At 41.0% G+C, this 18,977-nt stretch carries 19 protein-coding genes; all 19 read right to left on the reverse strand.

Annotated features, from left to right (window positions below; translation table 11 throughout):
• Positions 1-2: 2 nt before the first annotated feature.
• The 19 genes from fliJ to BLR93_RS02220 all read right to left on the reverse strand — a co-directional run bounded on the left by fliJ (position 3) and on the right by BLR93_RS02220 (position 18,972).
• Positions 3-449, reverse strand: a complete 447-nt coding sequence (fliJ, locus tag BLR93_RS02130) for a flagellar export protein FliJ (RefSeq protein WP_093210742.1) — start codon at positions 447-449, stop codon at positions 3-5.
• Positions 449-1,768: a flagellar protein export ATPase FliI gene (gene fliI / locus BLR93_RS02135; RefSeq protein WP_093210744.1), complete on the reverse strand. Its 1,320-nt coding sequence runs from the start codon at positions 1,766-1,768 to the stop codon at positions 449-451. Before fliI ends, fliJ begins: the two co-directional genes overlap by 1 nt.
• On the reverse strand, positions 1,758-2,519 hold the full coding sequence (gene fliH, locus BLR93_RS02140) for a flagellar assembly protein FliH (protein WP_175559215.1): 762 nt from the start codon (positions 2,517-2,519) through the stop codon (positions 1,758-1,760). Before fliH ends, fliI begins: the two co-directional genes overlap by 11 nt.
• Positions 2,512-3,522, reverse strand: a complete 1,011-nt coding sequence (gene fliG / locus BLR93_RS02145) for a flagellar motor switch protein FliG (protein ID WP_093210748.1) — start codon at positions 3,520-3,522, stop codon at positions 2,512-2,514. Before fliG ends, fliH begins: the two co-directional genes overlap by 8 nt.
• Positions 3,523-3,538: 16 nt before the next feature.
• Complete coding sequence (gene fliF / locus BLR93_RS02150; protein ID WP_093210750.1) at positions 3,539-5,149, reverse strand: flagellar basal-body MS-ring/collar protein FliF; 1,611 nt, start codon at positions 5,147-5,149, stop codon at positions 3,539-3,541.
• 83 nt (positions 5,150-5,232) lie between these two features.
• Complete coding sequence (fliE, locus tag BLR93_RS02155) at positions 5,233-5,517, reverse strand: flagellar hook-basal body complex protein FliE (protein WP_175559263.1); 285 nt, start codon at positions 5,515-5,517, stop codon at positions 5,233-5,235.
• Between the two features lie 50 nt (positions 5,518-5,567).
• A complete protein-coding gene (gene flgC / locus BLR93_RS02160) occupies positions 5,568-6,023 on the reverse strand; it encodes a flagellar basal body rod protein FlgC (RefSeq protein ID WP_093210754.1) in 456 nt (151 codons plus the stop codon).
• 3 nt (positions 6,024-6,026) lie between these two features.
• Positions 6,027-6,425 carry a flagellar basal body rod protein FlgB gene (gene flgB, locus BLR93_RS02165; RefSeq protein WP_093210756.1) on the reverse strand — a complete coding sequence of 133 codons (399 nt, stop codon included), beginning with the start codon at positions 6,423-6,425 and terminating at the stop codon, positions 6,027-6,029.
• 450 nt (positions 6,426-6,875) lie between these two features.
• On the reverse strand, positions 6,876-7,655 hold the full coding sequence (gene codY / locus BLR93_RS02170) for a GTP-sensing pleiotropic transcriptional regulator CodY (protein ID WP_093210758.1): 780 nt from the start codon (positions 7,653-7,655) through the stop codon (positions 6,876-6,878).
• A 21-nt stretch (positions 7,656-7,676) separates the two neighbouring features.
• On the reverse strand, positions 7,677-9,071 hold the full coding sequence (gene hslU, locus BLR93_RS02175) for an ATP-dependent protease ATPase subunit HslU (RefSeq protein WP_093210760.1): 1,395 nt from the start codon (positions 9,069-9,071) through the stop codon (positions 7,677-7,679).
• Between the two features lie 15 nt (positions 9,072-9,086).
• Complete coding sequence (hslV, locus tag BLR93_RS02180; RefSeq protein ID WP_093210762.1) at positions 9,087-9,632, reverse strand: ATP-dependent protease subunit HslV; 546 nt, start codon at positions 9,630-9,632, stop codon at positions 9,087-9,089.
• An 18-nt stretch (positions 9,633-9,650) separates the two neighbouring features.
• Positions 9,651-10,565 (reverse strand): tyrosine recombinase XerC, encoded by a 915-nt coding sequence (gene xerC / locus BLR93_RS02185; RefSeq protein ID WP_093210764.1) that lies wholly within the window; start codon positions 10,563-10,565, stop codon positions 9,651-9,653.
• Positions 10,566-10,851: 286 nt separating this feature from the next.
• Positions 10,852-11,175, reverse strand: a complete 324-nt coding sequence (locus BLR93_RS02190; protein ID WP_093210766.1) for a hypothetical protein — start codon at positions 11,173-11,175, stop codon at positions 10,852-10,854.
• 161 nt (positions 11,176-11,336) lie between these two features.
• Positions 11,337-13,412: a type I DNA topoisomerase gene (gene topA, locus BLR93_RS02195; protein ID WP_093210768.1), complete on the reverse strand. Its 2,076-nt coding sequence runs from the start codon at positions 13,410-13,412 to the stop codon at positions 11,337-11,339.
• Positions 13,413-13,562: 150 nt separating this feature from the next.
• Entirely contained in the window at positions 13,563-14,504 is a 942-nt protein-coding gene (gene dprA, locus BLR93_RS02200; protein ID WP_093210770.1) for a DNA-processing protein DprA, read from the reverse strand.
• 75 nt (positions 14,505-14,579) lie between these two features.
• Positions 14,580-15,482 carry a succinate--CoA ligase subunit alpha gene (gene sucD, locus BLR93_RS02205; protein WP_093210772.1) on the reverse strand — a complete coding sequence of 301 codons (903 nt, stop codon included), beginning with the start codon at positions 15,480-15,482 and terminating at the stop codon, positions 14,580-14,582.
• A gap of 121 nt (positions 15,483-15,603) precedes the next feature.
• A complete protein-coding gene (gene sucC / locus BLR93_RS02210; RefSeq protein WP_093210774.1) occupies positions 15,604-16,764 on the reverse strand; it encodes an ADP-forming succinate--CoA ligase subunit beta in 1,161 nt (386 codons plus the stop codon).
• Positions 16,765-16,870: 106 nt separating this feature from the next.
• Positions 16,871-17,140, reverse strand: a complete 270-nt coding sequence (locus BLR93_RS02215) for an EscU/YscU/HrcU family type III secretion system export apparatus switch protein (protein ID WP_093210775.1) — start codon at positions 17,138-17,140, stop codon at positions 16,871-16,873.
• Entirely contained in the window at positions 17,137-18,972 is a 1,836-nt protein-coding gene (locus tag BLR93_RS02220; RefSeq protein ID WP_093210777.1) for a hypothetical protein, read from the reverse strand. Before BLR93_RS02220 ends, BLR93_RS02215 begins: the two co-directional genes overlap by 4 nt.
• Between the last annotated feature and the right edge of the window lie 5 nt (positions 18,973-18,977).

Here is an 18,977-nt window from a genome sequence, read left to right on the forward strand (position 1 = left end):
TTTCACCATTCCCTGTTATTGATAAACTGTGTGACAGATATTTCGTCCATTTGTTTATCTTCTTCTGATTTAATCGCCGCATGAAGCTTCGCCTTTTTGACTTCAATCATTTTTTCAAATTTCTTAGCTTCTATATAAGCATCTGTCAGTTTTCCCTGACGGTCATCCATAAGGTTTCTTGCCTGATTGACTGAAACTTGCAGCTGATTGATTTTTTGTTTTAATTTTTCTATATAAGAAAAATGAGAACTTAAAGTGGTCACCGTTGCCGAACGATGTATATCATTGTGATATGCCTGTTCGGCATCTTCCTTCTGCTTCAGAAGGTGATACATATCGGAAGCTACTACTTCAAAGTCTTCTACTGACTGTTTATATGCTTTTTGTGCTTCCTGCTTTTCTTTTTCCCGTACATCCAGAAGCTTTTCAAAAGTTTTGGGGCTTGCCATCAGCCTCTCCCTCCTGCTAACAGTTCAGATATTTCCTTTAGTGCTTCTGTCCTTGAAACGACATCATTTGTTTCTTGTTTTAAAAAATTGACTATTTTGGGTTGGTGGTGAATAGCTTCATCTATTTCTCTGCTAGTTCCACGCTTGTACGCACCAATTTGGATTAATTCATGATTTTCTTCATATACCCCCATCATCGACCTCACTTTAACAGCCAATTGTTGATGTTCTCCTGAAATAATTTGCGGCATTACCCTGCTTACTGATTTCAATACATTAATAGCTGGAAAACGACCTTGCTCTGCCAGACGCCTGTCCAAAACAAAATGGCCATCTAAAATACCCCTCGCGGTATCGGCAATCGGCTCATTCATATCGTCGCCGTCTACCAATACGGTATAAAAAGCTGTGATTGATCCTGTATCACTAGTACCGGCACGCTCTAACAATTTTGGTAAGATTGCAAATACAGATGGTGTGTAACCTTTCGTTGTGGGCGGCTCGCCTGTAGCCAAACCGACTTCCCGCTGGGCCATCGCTACCCTTGTTACAGAGTCCATCATCAGATTGACGCTGTAACCTAAATCGCGGAAATACTCACTTATCGCTGTAGCTGTATAAGCACCTTTAATTCTCATCAAAGCCGGCTGGTCTGAAGTGGCTACCACTACAATCGACTTACGAAGACCTTCTTCGCCCAAATCTTTTTCGATAAACTCCCTGACTTCCCTGCCGCGTTCACCAATTAACGCAATAACATTAATATCAGCACTGCTGTTTCTGGCAATCATACCGAGTAAAGTACTTTTACCTACTCCGCTTCCAGCAAAAATTCCGACACGCTGTCCTCTGCCGACTGTAAGCAAAGTATCAATTGCTTTCACCCCAACCTGGATAGGCTCATCAATCGGCGGTCTTTTTAGAGGATTTGGCGGAGACTGATCTGATGGATAGGAAGCCAGCCCTTTCGGTAAAAAGGATTCATCAAGCGGCTTCCCCAGCGAATCAACTACTTTTCCTATCAAGCCTCTGCCAACCTTGATTGACAACGGCTGGCCAGTGGCTTCCACTAAACATCCTGGGCCGATATTTTTAAGTTGGGAGTAAGGCATGAGCAGCACTTTTTCATTATTGAATCCAACTACTTCAGCTAAAATCTTTTGCTTACTATCAGGGCTAGGATAAATATAGCAAACATCCCCTATGCTAGCTTCAGGACCCTGTGACTCTATCATCAAACCAACGACACGGTGGATTTTCCCATAGCGTTTGTAGCTGTCAAACTGGTCGATTACATCAAGATATTTTTCAATGTTCATTTGGGTTCCCCCGGGAAACCTCGAATAATTTGTCTCTTAATTCCAATAAGCGCGTGTCTACACCCGCATCAATTCTCCCAAAAGACGTTTCCACAATACAGCTTCCTTTTGCTAAATCTAAAACAGGATAAAAGTATAATTCTGCCTGGCCAACAACAATGTTACGGAGCTCGTCTTTTTGCTTCATAATAACTTGATAATCGTCAGGGTGGGAATATACAGCGATTTTCTCCTGGTCCTTCGCTTCCCTTATAACCTGCTGGACAATGTTAGCAAAGACGTCGCTTTCCGCCAGTTCCCTATGAATGATTCTTGAAGCTGCCCTGATAGCTAATTCCAGAACCGTATCTTCGCTTTTTTCTAAGACAGCTTCGTAATCCGTTTTAGCATCATTAATAATTGCTTTTGCTTCGTTAAGCATCCCCTCGTATTGCATGATGCCCTCTTGTTTACCCATTTCAAAACCAGCCTGGTATCCTTGTTGTTTCACTTCTTCATATAAACGTTCTTTTTCTTTCAACCAGTCGCTCTTTTGTTTTTCAGCTTGCTCGTTTGCTTGCTGAACCGTTTGCTCTGCTTCCTGCTTGACTCTTGCTAATTTTTCCTTGGCAATCTCCAGCTGCTGCTCGACGTTTTGCAGCTCATCTTCCGGAGTTGAAACAGGAATGGATTCAACCTTTTTCACAACCGGCTTTAAGCCAATAATCTTTCTGTTGCCTTCTGCTTGATGCTCCTGTCTACTATTAGACAATGACATCATCTCCTCCGCCTCTGGCAATTACTATTTCGCCAACTTCTTCCAATCGGCGAATAACAGAAACGATTCTCGTTTGAGATTCTTCCACATCACGGAGTCGGACAGGACCCATGAATTCCATTTCTTCTCTAAATGTATCGGCCATCCTCGTGGACATATTATTAAAGACAATGTCCTTCACTTCCTCGCTTGCGACTTTCAATGACAAGCGGAGATCATCATTTTCAACTTCTCTAATAACTCTTTGAATAGCCCTGTTATCCAGTGTAACGATATCTTCGAACACAAACATTCTCTTTTTGATTTCTTCTGCCAATTCCGGATCTTGGATTTCAAGGGAGTCAAGGATCGTTCTTTCCGTACTCCTGTCAACACCATTAAGCACTTCAACGACAGCCTGGATACCACCTGTTTGGGTATAATCCTGGGTTACCGTTGCCGACAGTTTTCTCTCCAATATCTGCTCTACTTCATAAATAATTTCCGGTGAGGTAGAATCCATGACGGCAATTCTTTTCGCGATATCTGCCTGCATTTCCTGAGGCAGTTCTGAAAGTATTTGGCTCGCTTGTTCAGCATCCAGATAAGACAACACTAAAGCAATTGTTTGCGGGTGTTCATTCTGGATAAAATTGAGCACTTGAGACGGATCTGCTTTTCGCGCAAAATCAAATGGCTTCACTTGTAATGATGATGTCAGCCGGTTGATGATACTGTCTGCTTCACTTAGTCCCAGCGCCTTCTCCAGTACTGTTTTAGCGTAATTGATACCACCCTGGGAAATATAATCCTGGGCAAGCGCAATTTGATGAAATTGATCCAGCACCTGTTCTTTCTGTCCGGACTCTACCTTTTTCACTGATGAGATTTCCAACGTTAGTTTTTCAATTTCCTCTTCTGTTAAATGCTTGTACACTTGTGCGGAGACATCCGGGCCAAGCGATATCAGAAGTATTGCAGCTTTTTGTCTCCCTGTTAATTCTTTGTGTCTTGCCATAAATAAAGGTCGCCCCCTAATCTTCCGCTATCCAGCTTCGAAGCAGTTTTGCGAATTCTTCCGGCTTTTCTTGCGCCATCTTTTCCAGCTGCTTAGTCCTGATTGTAGCTTCTGTTTCTGGATTTTCTTCAATGTCTGGAACGGCTGCCGGCTGTGGCCGATAAGTTTCTTCGGCAAATTCGACTTGCTCTTCCTCTTCTTTCGTTCCTTTTCTTCTCCATAACAACCATACGAGCGCTAGAATAATTACTACAAGAAGCCCGCCTACTATATACATCCAAGTAGGTATGGTAACCGTCGCCTGAGCAGAAGATCCTTGGTTTCCGTTGAATTCTTGTAAAACAATCGAAACTTTTTCTTCTGGATTTACTTCTCCGTATTCTTTATCGATAGAAGTAGTTATGATCGAATCTAAAATCGACGCTATTCCATCTTCTACTGTCGCTTCTTCAGCAGCAGACAAGTATTCTACTTCTCCATTTTCAGTTGCCGGCTCTTTCGTGTTATCGACTGCCACCTGAATCCCTAAATCCCGTATCTTATAAGGGCTTTCGACAATCTCTTTTTTGATTCTGTTAAACTCATTATTAATTGATTCCTTAACCATTTCATAGTCGCCATCCTGGCCTTCTTCCCCAGCAGGATAATTGGGAACTTCCTCTTCGCCGGTACCAGCAACCCCGCCTTCTGGTGCAGCGCCTGTGTACGTTTCTTTTATTGACTCGACACTGACTGGCAGGCCTTCCATGTTTTCTTCATCAACCGGTGTGACCAGCTCTTCAACTCTGTTTTCCTGTGTGAAATCTATATCTGCGGTAACAGATGCAACCACTTTATCATTACCTACCATCATGCCAATCATCTGCTGAACGCGCCGCTGAATATCGCGTTCGATATCTTTTTTGACATTCTGCTGGTAAGTATAAGTGTCCGTAGAACCGGCTGTTGCAGAATTATTTAAATCGAAATACTCAAAATTTTGATTCATGATGACGATATTATCAGTAGGAAGATTTGGAACGGTTTTAGAAACTAAATGATATAATGACTTGATTTGACTTCCTTCTAATTGATATCCCGGCTGAGTGTTCACTACAATAGAAGCGGAGGCTTCCATTGGCTGTTCACTAACGAACACCGGCTCCTCAGGCTTATTTATCATAACATTGGCATCCTGGATGCCATCGATGCTTTTGACAAGGTTGGCAATCTCCGTTTGCATTGCATCCAATTGGATAACGTCAAACTCGTTATCAGTCATTCCCCAAGAGGTATTCGCGCTAAAAAAAGAATAATCTACATTTCCACTGTTTGGCATTCCCTGGGCCGCCAGGTCAACAAGCAAAGTATTTGCTTGATCTTCCGGAACCAGAATGGTCTTGCCAGCATCTTGAAGTTCATAGGGTAACCCTCTGGCATCTAGTTCAGCTTTAATTTGCCCTACTTCCTGCAACGATAAATTATTGTATAACGGCACCATGTTGCTTTTATTCGCAAAAATGGATCCACCAATAATTAAAAAAAGAACCAGCAGGATAGATCCAATTAAAACACCTTTAGACCTGGAGGATTTTGCTCCCCAATATTTAGTGAATTTCTCTTTATATATGTCAAATTTTTGTTTCATTCTCTGCCCCCAAAAAAACTCGCTTTTTCTTATCGGGAAGCTGCCAATAAGAAAAAGGAACGGTATACTCGAATCCTATGTATTTATACCTGCATTCTCATTATTTCTTTATACGCGTCAATTACTTTTCGTTGGACTTCTACTCCAGTTTGCAAAGCGATACTCGCCTTTTGGGCAGTAATCATGACATCATGTAAATCATCAATCTCCCCATTGGCGAGCGCTTGTGTCTTAGCATCAGATGCCACTTGATATTGGTTTAAGTTATCGATAGCGTCCTTCAAGCTTGATGCAAACTTTTCCTGTGCTTCTGCAGGTGTACTATTCTTTTTTACATTATCCTGAAGGGCCATTGATGCCGACTGCATACTCCCTACGTTACCGATATTCACCACTAAGGTCACTCTCCTTTGATTTGTTACTTACCAATTTCCAATGCCTTTAACAGCATGTTTTTCGTTGCATTCACGGATGTCACGTTAGCTTCATAGGATCTTGTTGCGCTCATTAAATCAACCATCTCCTCTAATGGGTCTACATTAGGCAACTGGACATAACCATTTTGGTCAGCATCCGGATGGTTAGGGTTGTAGACTTGTTTGAAAGGTTCCTCATCCTCTGAAATCTCGCTGACCCTTACTCCTTGACCTGGGGAGTCTGTTTTCCCTGTAGCTTTTTGTAAGAATGACTGAAAATCAGGGGCCTTGGTTTCTAGGGAAACCAACTTTCTTCGATATGGTTCATACTCCCCGTTTTCATTAATAGTAGCTCTAGTAGTTTCGGCGTTAGCTATATTTGAGGAAACAGTATCCATCCGCAGTCTTTGTGCAGTCAATGCACTAGCACTGGTATTTAAGGCATTAAAAATGCTCATCGGTTACCTTCCTCCTTTAATTACTGTTTGCAAGCTGGAAAACTTTCCATTCAACCTATCTACCAGCCCTTGATAATAGATTTGGTTTTTGGCTAGCTCGGTCATCTCTTTATCTATATCAACATTGTTCCCATTATGATTATAAGTTGTATTGGAATTAGAAACGACTTGGAAGGATTGCTGGGCAGAACCTGGCTGAAAATTGATGTGTCTGGAATCGGTGCGCTTTGTTTGAAAAGTGGATCCCATTTCGTTTTGAAGGACATTTTTGAACACAGCACTTTGCGCTTTATAACCAGGTGTATCTGCATTGGCAATATTGTTGGAAATAGTTTGGTTTTTTACTGAGGCATAATCTAACGACTTTTCTAAACTACTAATAGTTGAACCAAAAAAAGACAATTCCCTTTTCCCCCTATTTTTCAGAACTTATTAGACATTATTTTTATTTTTTCTCTTTAACCGTCATAATTTGTCTATCATCTTCGAATATTGTAATTTAATTCTAATTCTGTGTCTATGCAATTTATCAATAATCTGACTTTCGGTCTGTAAAAATATACAAACTCCTGTTACTTTAGTATTAAACTAATCCAACTTTTTCCAAATGTCCCGATTATGGCTGTGTCGAACTATGTCTTTTTTCCTTAGTGTTTATTATTGCATATTCTTCATGAAATGGAAATATCGTTTTTGAATTGTCGAAAAATAATTGCTATTTTTTTATTAATCGTTAGCTCATGGAAAAGCAAGCAAACAAAAAACAGGCACTATCACGCACATTGCAGGGAATTACCCACTCCTCTGCATTGATAAGCGTGTAGTGCCTGTTCATTTTCAACATTGAATTAGTTAGTTCGATTTGATTTTCTGTAGTTCAACAAGGAACTTGTTATTCAAGACCTTGATATAGGTTCCTTTCATCCCAAGCGATCTGGATTCGATGACTCCCGCACTCTCCAGCTTTCTTAAAGCATTCACGATGACTGAACGGGTAATGCCTACTCTATCGGCAATTTTGCTGGCAACGAGCAGTCCTTCATTACCATCCAATTCATCAAAAATGTGTTCAATTGCCTCCAGTTCACTATAAGAAAGGGAACTGATAGCCATTTGTACAACAGCTTTGCTTCTCGCTTCCATCTCAATTTCTTCTGTTTTTTCATGAAGGATCTCCATTCCTACAACGGTAGCTCCATACTCTGCCAGCAAGAGATCATCTTCATTAAAACTTTGGGTCAGCCTGCTTAAGATCAATGTACCTAATCGTTCTCCACCACCGATAATTGGAACAATGGTAGTGAGGCCGTTTTTAAATAGTTCTTTGTTTTCTACTGGAAAAGCTGTATATTCACTGTCAATATCGATATTAGAAGTAGTTTCCTGGATATTGAATAAGCTGTCTGTGTACTCCTTAGGAAATTGCCTTTCCTCAAGCATTGATTTCATTCTTTCATTCTCTATTTGCTGATTAATTGCAAAACCTAGTAGCTTCCCTCTTCGGCTAACAACAAATATATTTGCAGTGATTATATCCCTTAAAGTTGCAGACATATCATTGAAATTCACCGATTTTCCTGTAGTTTTTTGTAGCATTGAATTGATTTTTCTTGCTCTGTTTAATAATTCCATCATTATCCTCCAATCTAGTATTTACAATATAAACTCGCTTAAATCTTTATTTTTGGCGATGGTGCTTAATTTTTCATCTACATATTGCGGAGTTATCTCTATCTCCTCCATATTGATATCAGGAGCTTCGAAAGATAAGTCTTCCAATAGTTTTTCCAGAATCGTGTGCAATCTTCTTGCTCCGATATTATCTGTTTCCTGATTGACATCAAATGCCACTTCCGCAATTCTAGTAACAGCATCGTCCGTAAAGGTGACATTTATACCCTCCGTGCCAAGCAGTGCCTGATACTGTTTTAGCAGTGCATTGGAAGGTTCAGTCAAGATACTTTTAAAGTCATTGACTGTTAGCTTATCGAACTCAACTCTGATAGGAAATCGCCCCTGCAGCTCGGGGATCAAGTCTGACGGCTTAGCCATATGAAAGGCGCCGGCTGCTACAAACAAGATATGGTCCGTTTTCACGGGACCGTGCTTAGTAACTACCGTCGACCCTTCAACAATCGGCAAGATATCACGCTGAACCCCTTCACGTGAGACATTTGCCGCTTGGTCGCTTTTGCCGGCTACCTTGTCAATTTCATCGATAAAAATCATACCCGATTGCTCTACCTTTTGTACAGCATCCTGGGCAACTTCATCCATATCGATTAATTTTTGAGCTTCCTGCTGGGTAAGAATTTTTCTTGCTTCGGAAACAGGAAGGCGCCGTTTTTTCTTCTTTTTAGGCATCAGTTGGCCGAAGGCATCTTGCATATTCATTCCCATTTGTTCCATACCTGAGCCTTGAAGCATGTCAAACATCGATGGTGACTGTTCATCCACTTCAATCGTTACTAACGTATCTTCTAACTCGCCCATTTCCAGTTGGCGCCGGATTTTTTTTCGTTTGCTTTCAATTTCCTGCTTATCGCTATCTGGTTCTTCGCTTTGATTCTCTGCTCCTTGCTGCGGAAAAAACATTTCCAAAGGGTTTTTGAAATTATTTTGTTTCTTTTCCTCTGGTACGATAATTTTCACCAAGCGTTTGTTGGCTTGTTGTTCAGCTTTTTCCATGACACTAGCCATCTTTTCTTCTTTGACCATACGGACAGCCATCTCAACTAGATCCCTTACCATTGATTCCACATCGCGGCCAACATAACCTACTTCCGTGAACTTAGTAGCCTCTACTTTCACAAATGGAGCACCAACCAATTTCGCCAGACGTCTGGCAACTTCTGTTTTACCAACCCCTGTTGGACCTATCATCAAGATATTCTTAGGGACTATTTCATCACGCATTTTATCGTTCAGCTGCATCCTGCGAAATCTATTTCTAAGTGCAATTGCTACTGATTTTTTGGCGTTTTTTTGACCAATTATGTATTGATCAAGCTGTTCGACGATTTGTTTTGGGGTCTTATTTACTGTCATTAGGAAACCCTCCTTTTAATCCAGCACCTCAAGCGTTATATGATCATTGGTATATACGCAAATTTCCCCAGCCACTTCCATAGCTGCCTGAGCTATTTCTCTTGCCGATAGTTGCTTGGAATAGCGGGTAAGCGCTCTACCTGCACTCAACGCATAATTTCCTCCAGATCCTATGGCAAGCAGCCCATCATCAGGTTCAATTACTTCCCCTGTTCCAGAAACAAGCAGCATAGCATTCTTATCCATGACAATCAGCATAGCCTCCAGCTTCCTTAAAACTTTGTCACTACGCCATTCTTTAGCAAGCTCTACCGCCGCTCTCGATAAATTTCCATTGTATGCTTCCAATTTCCCTTCGAATTTTTCGAATAATGTGAAAGCATCTGCCACAGAACCCGCGAACCCAGCCAGGACTTGCCCTCTGAATAATCTACGTACTTTCTTCGCTTTATGTTTCATCACTACTGCATTTCCCAGTGTAACCTGCCCGTCACCGCTCATCGCGCATTGGCCATTGTGCTGCACTGCGAAGATAGTCGTTGCATGAAATCCGTTATCCAAATAATCCACTCCTTCTTTTTACTCCCGGTGATTAGCACGCGGATGGCTGTTCATATAGATATTGCGAAGATGATCCTTAGTCACATGAGTATAAATCTGTGTTGAAGATAACTGTTCATGGCCAAGCAACTCCTGGACAACTCTTAAATCAGCCCCCTCATTCAGCATATGGGTAGCAAAAGTGTGCCTTAGTTTATGGGGATGAAGATTTACGGTTAACGCTGCATCTTTCACTATTTTTTCCAAAATCAATCTTACTCCGCGCGGCGTTAAAGGATTACCTCTGGCATTTAAAAAAACGGCAGTAGAGGGAGTTGACGTTTTTTGCAGCAATTGTTTTCTTCCATTGTTTATGTAATTCTGCACAGAAATATCTGCAAAGCTTCCAAACGGCAAATAGCGTTCCTTCCTGCCTTTACCCCTTACAAGTATTGAACCAATATCAAAATCTATATCCTCAAGTAACAGGCCCGTACACTCGCTAACCCGGATTCCTGTTCCATAAATCAGCTCAAGTATGGCTTGATTTCTTTGTCCGAGAGGGGTTGTCAAATCACTAGCCTCAAACAATTTCTCCAGTTCTTCTTTGTATAGAAATCCTGGTACAGGCTGATCCGTTTTCGGCATCTTTATATGAAGAAATGGGTTCGCTTTAACATCCAATTCTCTGTCCAAAAATTTATAAAAGCTTCTTAAGCTTGATATTTTCCTTGAGACACTGCGACGGGACAGTTTTTTCTCATACAAAGAGGTAAGATAAATTCTGACCGTTTGGTAGTCAACATTTTCTAAACTGCTAATTGCTTCTCTTTGGAGAAAATCAAAAAAGTTATCAATGTCTTTTTGATAAAACTCAATGGTGTACGAAGAAGCGTTTTTTTCAATTTGCAAATACTCTGTAAAGGCTTTCTTAGCTTCCTTCCAATTTATCATTTTCCCCACCTCGCTCAAGGCGTTTAAATAGTAACACATCTGCCCTTGTCCATGCAATGTATTTTACAAAATTGTAACAAAATTCTGAATTGTATCCTGCAGGCTGTTTTTTTAGTAAGGAAACTATATGAAAGGCTGCCGTTAATCTCGACAACCTTTCTATGCCGCAATGACAGTGTCAAGTAAAACCCTCTTACAGAACGGTAATTATAGCCGTATTTTTGACAACTGTCAAATAAGAACTTTTTCCGACATTTTTATTTTGGCGAACAAGCGGAACACCGGATTATTTTTCTTCCAATATACCGATTTGTTCTATTTTTTCTTTCGTTTCCGGTGTTCCTAATTCATGGATCCTTTTATAAATATTGACCATTTCATCGTCGTATTGCTCTCGTTCTTTATCAGCTGATATTTCTTGGAAAGGAGCACGGTAATGCAATTCAGCAGATCGGCTGCCGGCCAAGTGTTGTTCATGGAATAAATTTTCGATGCTTAGTTTGTCTTCATAATTGCCTTCAATCTCGTATTCTACACTATTATCAGGAGTCGGAGCTGATTTCACTTCTCCAGAATCAACCTTCACATAATATTTTTTCTTTTCAGACATATTATCCCTCCTATTCATTATTCTCATACCCTAAATATCGATTTTTGTAACAAAACATCTACGAAATATCTGTTCTGAAAACTGAAAGCAGCTTTCAACTAAAATGAAAATAAAAACACCAAACCATTTGGTTTGGTGCTTTGCGCCCGCTCTATCATTTATCAGTTTTGTGTTTCTTCCTTATAATCGCAGTTGGTACACTGAATTTGTGTGCCTTTTTTAGACTTTTTCTCTACTAACAAAGAGTCACATTTCGGACATGGCCTGGAAATTGGCTTATCCCAGGAAATGAATTCACAGTCAGGATAGCGGTCACACCCATAAAATGTCCTTTTTTTCTTTGTTTTTCGTTCTACTACATTGCCTTCTTTACAGGTAGGGCACTTTACGCCTATCTCCTTTAAAATCGGCTTTGTATTGCGGCATTCTGGAAAGTTTGAGCAAGCAAGGAACTTGCCGTATCTTCCCATTTTATAAACCATCTCATGGCCGCAATTTTCACAGTCAATACCAGCTGGCTCATCTTTTATTTCTATTTTTTCCATTTCTTTTTCTGCTTTTTCTAATCGTTTATCAAAACCGGTGTAGAATTCATCTATAATTTTGATCCATTCTGTTTTTCCATCTTCGACCGCATCCAGGTCGCCTTCCATTTTCACCGTGAAGTCAACATCTATGATCTCCGGGAAAAACTCTTTTAATAAATCAATTACTATTTCACCCAGTTCCGTCGGGACAAACCGTTTATTATCCAAAGTAACATAGCCTCTGCGCTGGATGGTATCCAAAGTCGGTGCATATGTGGATGGACGTCCCAGTCCTTGTTCTTCCATAGTACGGACAAGCCGTGCTTCGGTATATCTTGGCGGCGGCTGTGTAAAGTGCTGGTTCGGTTCAATCTCACCTGCTTTAACAGTCATGCCTTCTTTTAAGTCCGGCAGCAGTATGTCTTCTTCCTTTTTATTATCATCCCGGCCTTCGATATAAACTTTCATAAATCCCTTAAACTTAACTTTTGATCCTGATGCCCGGAATTCGACTCCTTCATTAATTAAGTGAACCGTCATAGTGTCCATCACGGCAGGGGCCATTTGACTTGCAGTAAATCGATCCCAAATTAATTTGTAAAGACGGTATTGGTCCCTGGACAGCATACTTTTCAAAGACTTCGGATCCCGGTAAACAGATGTAGGCCTGATTGCTTCATGGGCATCTTGTGCTCCTTCAGCGTTTTTAGCCTTCTTACTTGAGCCGAGATATTCCTTGCCATAATTCTCCGTAACATACTCAGCTGCTTCCTTTTTAGCTGTCTCGGAAATTCTGGTGGAATCTGTTCTCATGTAAGTGATCAATCCGATTGTTCCCTCTTTTTTGCCTAAATCGATTCCTTCATATAATTGCTGGGCAACCATCATTGTTTTTCTTGCCCTGAAGTTAAGCTTCCGGGCTGCCTCTTGTTGTAAAGAAGAAGTAGTGAACGGTTTGGAAGGATTACGTTTTCTTTCTCGTTTATTCACCTTATCGATGGTAAAATCCTTTCCATTTAGCTTGGAAAGAACTTTGTCGACTTCTTCTTTATTAGGTAAATCCTGCTTCTTACCGTCGATGCCATAAAAGGCACCTTCGAATTTTTCGCTGCCTTTTAAAAAGTCAGCTTCGATTGACCAATATTCGTCAGGTTCAAACTTCTCTATTTCCCGTTCCCGTTCAATAATCATTTTCACGGCAACTGATTGGACTCTTCCGGCACTTAAGCCTTTTTTTACTTTCTTCCATAAAAGCGGACTGATATTGTAGCCAACTAATCGGTCCAAAATCCGCCTTGCCTGCTGGGCATCTACTAAATCCATATCTATCGCCCGTGGATGTTTGAATGATTCTTTGATCGCGTCTTTAGTGATTTCATTGAACACTACCCGACAGTCAGAGCTGCCGTCGATATCTAAACTGTGGGCAAGGTGCCAGGCAATCGCTTCCCCTTCTCTGTCAGGGTCGGCAGCAAGATAAACCTTTTTAGCTTTCTTTGCAGCTGTTTTTAGTTCTTTTAATACTGGTCCCTTTCCACGGATCGTTATATATCTGGGTTCAAATTCATTATCTACATCGACACCCATTTGACTTTTTGGTAAATCCCGCACATGCCCCATTGAAGCTTTCACTTTATATTTTTTGCCTAGATAACGTTCAATCGTTTTGGCTTTTGCAGGAGATTCTACAATTACAAGATAATCTGCCATGTTTGTTCCTCCCAAGAGGTAATCTGTCTCTATCAATTGATTAGTTTTTTATTTATTTCTTCCGAAGAGGAAAACTGTCCTTCCGGGTCTGAAATTTGTCTGATAAATCTTCCCTATTATTAAATACTTTTTTATGATTTGTCAAACGTGCTACTGTAGATCATTCAAAAAATCGAAAGCGATTTCTCGTTTTTCTGACAAAAACCGACTCCATTTGCTACTGGCATACTGCCAATCCTCCAGCAAATCATAGGTATTTTGTACTAATTTAGCCCCCTCCTGAATCATTTTATTACAGCCCGCAGCTTCAGGAGACAATGGGGAACCTGGAATTGCATATACCTCCCTGCCTTGGTCTAACGCTTGGTCGACGGTGATTAATGTCCCGCTTTTTTCCTTTGCCTCGACAACTAGAGTACCGAAGCTCAAGCCGCTGATTAACCTGTTTCTTTCCGGAAAATAGTAACGCTGGGGAGGGCTGTTTGGAGGGTATTCAGACAGGAGTAATTGGGAAGCCGCCATTGTATGAAAAAGACCTCTATGATCTTTCGGATAAATATGCCGGAAACCTCCACCTAGAACAGCAATCGTTTTTCCTGATCCTTCGATTGCCAATTGATGGGCAAAGCCATCAATTCCTTTAGCCATTCCGCTAACGATTAACCAGCCTTCACTAATCAATGGCGGGATAATTTTATTCATTTTATAACACGCCTCTTTCGAAGGGGTTCTTGTGCCAACGATACTTAATGAAGGAAAATGCCGCACTAAGCCTATTTCTCCAATGAAGTATAATACGAGCGGACAATCCTTAATGCTTCTCAGTAGGGGAGGATAAGCGGAGTCAAATATTGTAACAGCTTGAAAGTTAGATAAGTCTGCTTGGAGCTGATGGAAGACGTGTGAGCTGTGGAGATCTGAGTAGAGGGAACGAGCCCGGTTTTCTGACAAGGAGAAATTTTGCTTCAAATCTAGGATTGAATAGTTGAAAACCTGTTCTAACTGAGGGTCCTCATTTAAAATTTTTCGCATTAACGGTCTTGTTGCTCCCCGACATCGGTGAATAAGGAGCAGTTTGTTTTTTCGGTCCATGCCATTCCACTTCCTTCTTGATTAAATATGTAAAAGCTGGCTTAAAACGTTCCGCTTTAAGCCAGCCGCCAATGATTAATGAGTTTTACATTTATCCAAAAGACCTTTGTCTTTCAAAACGCCAATCATTGTTTCTCCCATGACAGCAGGGGTTTCAGCCACCTGAATGCCACAGTCATTCATTACTTTAATCTTTTCTTCTGCGGTTCCTTTACCACCTGAAATAATTGCTCCAGCATGGCCCATACGTTTTCCAGGAGGCGCAGTAGCACCGCCAATAAAGCCTACTACAGGTTTCGTCATATTTGCTTTCACCCATTCAGCAGCTTCTTCCTCAGCAGTACCTCCGATTTCACCAATCATCATTACTGCTTCTGTATCAGGATCTTCATTAAACGCTTTAAGTACATCGATGAAATCTGTGCCATTAACAGGGTCCCCGCCGATACCAACAGCAGTCGACTGGCCGAATCCTTGCTCTGACAATTGATGTACAGCTTCATAAGTCAATGTTCCCGAACGTGACACAACGCCAATATGACCTTTTTTATGGATATATCCCGGCATGATACCTATTTTGCATTCTTCAGGAGTTATCACACCTGGACAGTTAGGGCCTACAAGACGGGTTTTCTTGCCTTCCATATACCGCTTTACCTTTATCATATCAAGGACCGGAATATGCTCAGTGATGCAAATTGCCAAATCAAGTTCTGCATCAACCGCTTCCATAATTGCATCAGCGGCAAATGCAGCAGGCACATAAATTACCGAAGCATTAGCGCCAGTTTTTTCAACAGCCTCTTGAACAGTATCAAATACAGGTACCCCTTCTACTTCGGTGCCGCCTTTTTTAGGAGTGACACCGCCGACAATTTTAGTGCCATATTCCAGCATTTGTTTTGTATGGAAAAGGGCTGTAGAACCTGTAATACCTTGAACTATTACTTTTGTATCTTTATTAACAAATACACTCATTTTCGTCCGTCCTTTCTATTTTTACTCTTCAGGGACTATCTTTAGCAGCGATGAATCCAAGAGGAAACCATTCGGGCTGCTTTCATTTAGCCATAGAAATACCGCACCACTGTCTTATAACCTATTTAACTAGTGATACGATTTTTTCCGCACCGTCTGCCATTGACTCAGCAGCAGTTATATTCAGGCCGGAATCAGCAAGAATCTGTTTGCCTAGATCGACGTTTGTTCCTTCGAGGCGAACAACAAGCGGAATCTCCAAACCGACTTGCTTAGTTGCTTCTACAACGCCCTCGGCGATCACATCACACTTCATAATTCCGCCAAAAATGTTGACCAAAATTCCCTTTACATTGGAATCGGACAAAATGATTTTAAATGCTTCGGTTACTTTTTCGGCTGTAGCACCGCCCCCTACATCAAGGAAGTTTGCGGGATCGCCGCCATAGTGCTTAATTATATCCATGGTTGCCATGGCAAGGCCGGCGCCATTAACCATACAGCCAATATTCCCATCAAGAGCAATATAGCTGAGGTCATGTTTTGATGCTTCAATTTCTTTTTCATCTTCTTCTTCTAAGTCGCGGTATTCAGCGATATCCTTTTGGCGGAATACCGCGTTATCATCAAAATTCAACTTAGCATCCAAAGCAAGGACTTCCCCATCTCCAGTTGTAACTAAAGGATTTATTTCAGCAATGGAGCAATCTTTTTCTTCAAAAACAGTATATAAGCCAATCATGAACTTAACTGCTTTTGAGAGATATTCTTTCGGAATGTTAAGGTTAAATGCCAGTCTTCTTGCCTGGAAAGGTGTCAAACCGACAACAGGGTCAATTACTTCTTTAAAAATTTTCTCGGGAGTTTCTGCTGCCACTTCTTCGATTTCTGTTCCGCCTTCTTCGGATGCCATCATAGTTACCCGGGAAGTAGCGCGGTCCAGCACTAAACCGACATAGTATTCTTTTTTGATATCGCAGCCTTCTTCTATGAGTAAACGCTTAACTTCTTTACCCTCAGGTCCTGTTTGGTGAGTAACCAGCGTTTTACCAAGAATTTCGTCGGCATATGTACGCACTTCATCAAGATTTTTAGCTACTTTTACTCCGCCAGCCTTACCTCTGCCGCCGGCATGAATTTGTGCTTTTACTACCGATACATCACTGCCTAATGCTTTCGCAGCTTCTACTGCTTCATCTACGGTATAAGCAACACGGCCATCCGGAACAGCAACGCCGTATTTACGCAAGATTTCTTTGCCTTGATACTCGTGAATGTTCATCTTCCATCCTCCCATCAATTTTCACTGCAAATCCATTGTATAAAAAAAAGTCGTATACTGTCCACACATTACTATCAATTATCAATAGATTCATAACTTTTTAGCATTACATCTTCTTATCTGCCCTGTATATAAACGCGAATACTTCCGCTACTGCTTGATATAATTCATCAGGTATTGATTCATTGATATCCAGCTCAGATAGAAGTTCGACCAATGTAGAATCCTCCTGGATCGGGATATTGGCAGCCTCCGCCCTTGCAATAATATTATCTGCAACATACCCTCTCCCAGCTGCTGTCAGTTTTGGCGCTGTATCTTTATCCTCCTGGTATCTTAAAGCTGCTGCTTTTCTGAATGGTTTTTTTTCAGTCATATCCGGTAGTCGACTCCTTGTTTTCTGTCATTGCCAGTATCTGATTGAATCATAGAAAGTTCTTTACTATTGCTTTCCAAAGGTTTAAGTTGAACAGAAGATAAGTGGTAATCAAGGTTTTTCAACCCCTGCTGCAGAGCCGGCTTAAAAAAAGAAAATAAGCGATCAAGCTGTTCGTTATTATTGTAAACAGTTATACTGACCATTCTTTTTTGTATATTCATATCCACCACAGTCTCTTCCATCTTTTCCAAATCCAAATAAAATAAAATATGGCAAAAATCAGGATTTATTTTTCCGGATTCATCCTTCTGGCCTTCAATGTCGATAGAAATATCTTTTTTCATTCCGATTTTATCTCCGGGAAGCTGAAGGTTTATTTGTAAGAAGTTCCCCGCCTCCTGTTGATTGGTGAGCTGTATCCCATTTAAGAAATGAAGTAAAGTGTCAAGCTTTTCAATTCCTTTCCCGCTGCTGGTGCTGTCCTGGATTGATTGAAGAAGTAACGACTTCAGGGAATGATCCTTCGATTGTAAGTTATCAAGATTCGCCTTTGCCAGCTCATATTCATGGTTTATACCTGATCCTTGAAATATTTGCTCTAATTTAGCCAGAAAGTATTGTTTTGGATTCGATGCCAGCTGCTTTTGGCCTTCTATACTGCCTGCCGTTATTTCAGATAAAGCAGCAGCAATGGATGGGGATAACTGTTTATCTGCAATACTTTTAAGCAATTGAACTGCTTCCCTGCTTATAGAGGCAGTTTGGGCAGACTGTCTGATCGTCTCCTTCTGTCCGTCAGTAAGTGGAAACGCTTTGTTTCCTGCCTCTTTCAAAATCTGCATCTGTAATCCTGCAAGCCTTTGCTGTTCATTCGCAGTTAATGAAGACTTAGCTAATTTATCCGATAGTTGTAAAAGTTCAGCAACAGCCTGCTTTGAATTTTCCGGTAACTGCATGAGTTGTAATTGCTCTATGTTAGATAGCCATTGCGTTTCTTTTCCTTGAAGAGTAAAAGGTGGAACCGTACTCGCTGATTGGCTGTTCTGCCAGCTTCGCCAGTTTTCCTGCCAGTCTGCAAAACGGACAGTGGAAGGAAGCATTTCTGTTTTTTTTAACAACTGGAAAATCACTTGTTTTTCTTGGTTTACCTCCTTGATTATTTGGTTTCTAAGTTGAACATCCAAAGAATTACCTTCCTGGAAAGTAAATTGACTTATCTTACCTGCAAGGGCTGCTTGGTTAGCAGTCGGTGTTCCGGAAGCCTTTATATTGCTTTGTACGGTTGACAGCAAATCCCCAAAGGCATTTTCATTGATAGCTTTAACAGCCTTATAAACAGATGGTGTCACAGGAAGCTTGCGGTGGAACATCTGCATTATTATCTGGCGTGCCGTCTGCTTATCAATCGATCCTTCTAGCAGCTTAAATGCTTCTCCAAGACTCTCTTTTTGAAAAGGAATCTTATCTATTAGCAATTGCCTGAGTAAAGCAGACCGGGTTTTTGTCTCTTTCAACCCCAACTCTTCAAAAAGCTTGGAAATAGCTTGCTTAGATTGATCAGCAGGCCTGTTGGACAAAATTTTCAACCGGATAAATTGGCCGACAGACTGAACCTGAAACCAGTAGTTATCCTTAACAGTCAAAGGCGCCTCCAATTGGGCAACCATTTGCTGGTTTCCGAGCTGAATGGAAGCTTTTTGATCCGGATAAAGTTTCAACACTTTCCCGGCCAATATTTGCCCTGGTTTTAAAGACAGGCTTTGCTGAGCCGGCATTTTATTATGTAAAGTATCAAAAAGTTTTGAAGCAGCAGGGTTCGTTCCAGCCATATTAG

Source organism: Sediminibacillus albus (assembly GCF_900101125.1).
GTDB lineage: Bacteria > Bacillota > Bacilli > Bacillales > Amphibacillaceae > Sediminibacillus > Sediminibacillus albus.

Coding starts and splice junctions, on each gene's coding strand:
- fliJ (WP_093210742.1), bottom strand. CDS start 449: ATGGCAAGCCCCAAAACTTTTGAAAAGCTTCTGGATGTACGGGAAAAA.
- fliI (WP_093210744.1), bottom strand. CDS start 1,768: ATGAACATTGAAAAATATCTTGATGTAATCGACCAGTTTGACAGCTAC.
- fliG (WP_093210748.1), bottom strand. CDS start 3,522: ATGGCAAGACACAAAGAATTAACAGGGAGACAAAAAGCTGCAATACTT.
- fliF (WP_093210750.1), bottom strand. CDS start 5,149: ATGAAACAAAAATTTGACATATATAAAGAGAAATTCACTAAATATTGG.
- fliE (WP_175559263.1), bottom strand. CDS start 5,517: ATGCAGTCGGCATCAATGGCCCTTCAGGATAATGTAAAAAAGAATAGT.
- flgC (WP_093210754.1), bottom strand. CDS start 6,023: ATGAGCATTTTTAATGCCTTAAATACCAGTGCTAGTGCATTGACTGCA.
- codY (WP_093210758.1), bottom strand. CDS start 7,655: ATGGAATTATTAAACAGAGCAAGAAAAATCAATTCAATGCTACAAAAA.
- hslU (WP_093210760.1), bottom strand. CDS start 9,071: ATGACAGTAAATAAGACCCCAAAACAAATCGTCGAACAGCTTGATCAA.
- xerC (WP_093210764.1), bottom strand. CDS start 10,565: ATGATAAATTGGAAGGAAGCTAAGAAAGCCTTTACAGAGTATTTGCAA.
- BLR93_RS02190 (WP_093210766.1), bottom strand. CDS start 11,175: ATGTCTGAAAAGAAAAAATATTATGTGAAGGTTGATTCTGGAGAAGTG.
- topA (WP_093210768.1), bottom strand. CDS start 13,412: ATGGCAGATTATCTTGTAATTGTAGAATCTCCTGCAAAAGCCAAAACG.
- dprA (WP_093210770.1), bottom strand. CDS start 14,504: ATGGACCGAAAAAACAAACTGCTCCTTATTCACCGATGTCGGGGAGCA.
- sucD (WP_093210772.1), bottom strand. CDS start 15,482: ATGAGTGTATTTGTTAATAAAGATACAAAAGTAATAGTTCAAGGTATT.
- sucC (WP_093210774.1), bottom strand. CDS start 16,764: ATGAACATTCACGAGTATCAAGGCAAAGAAATCTTGCGTAAATACGGC.
- BLR93_RS02215 (WP_093210775.1), bottom strand. CDS start 17,140: ATGACTGAAAAAAAACCATTCAGAAAAGCAGCAGCTTTAAGATACCAG.
- BLR93_RS02220 (WP_093210777.1), bottom strand. CDS start 18,972: ATGGCTGGAACGAACCCTGCTGCTTCAAAACTTTTTGATACTTTACAT.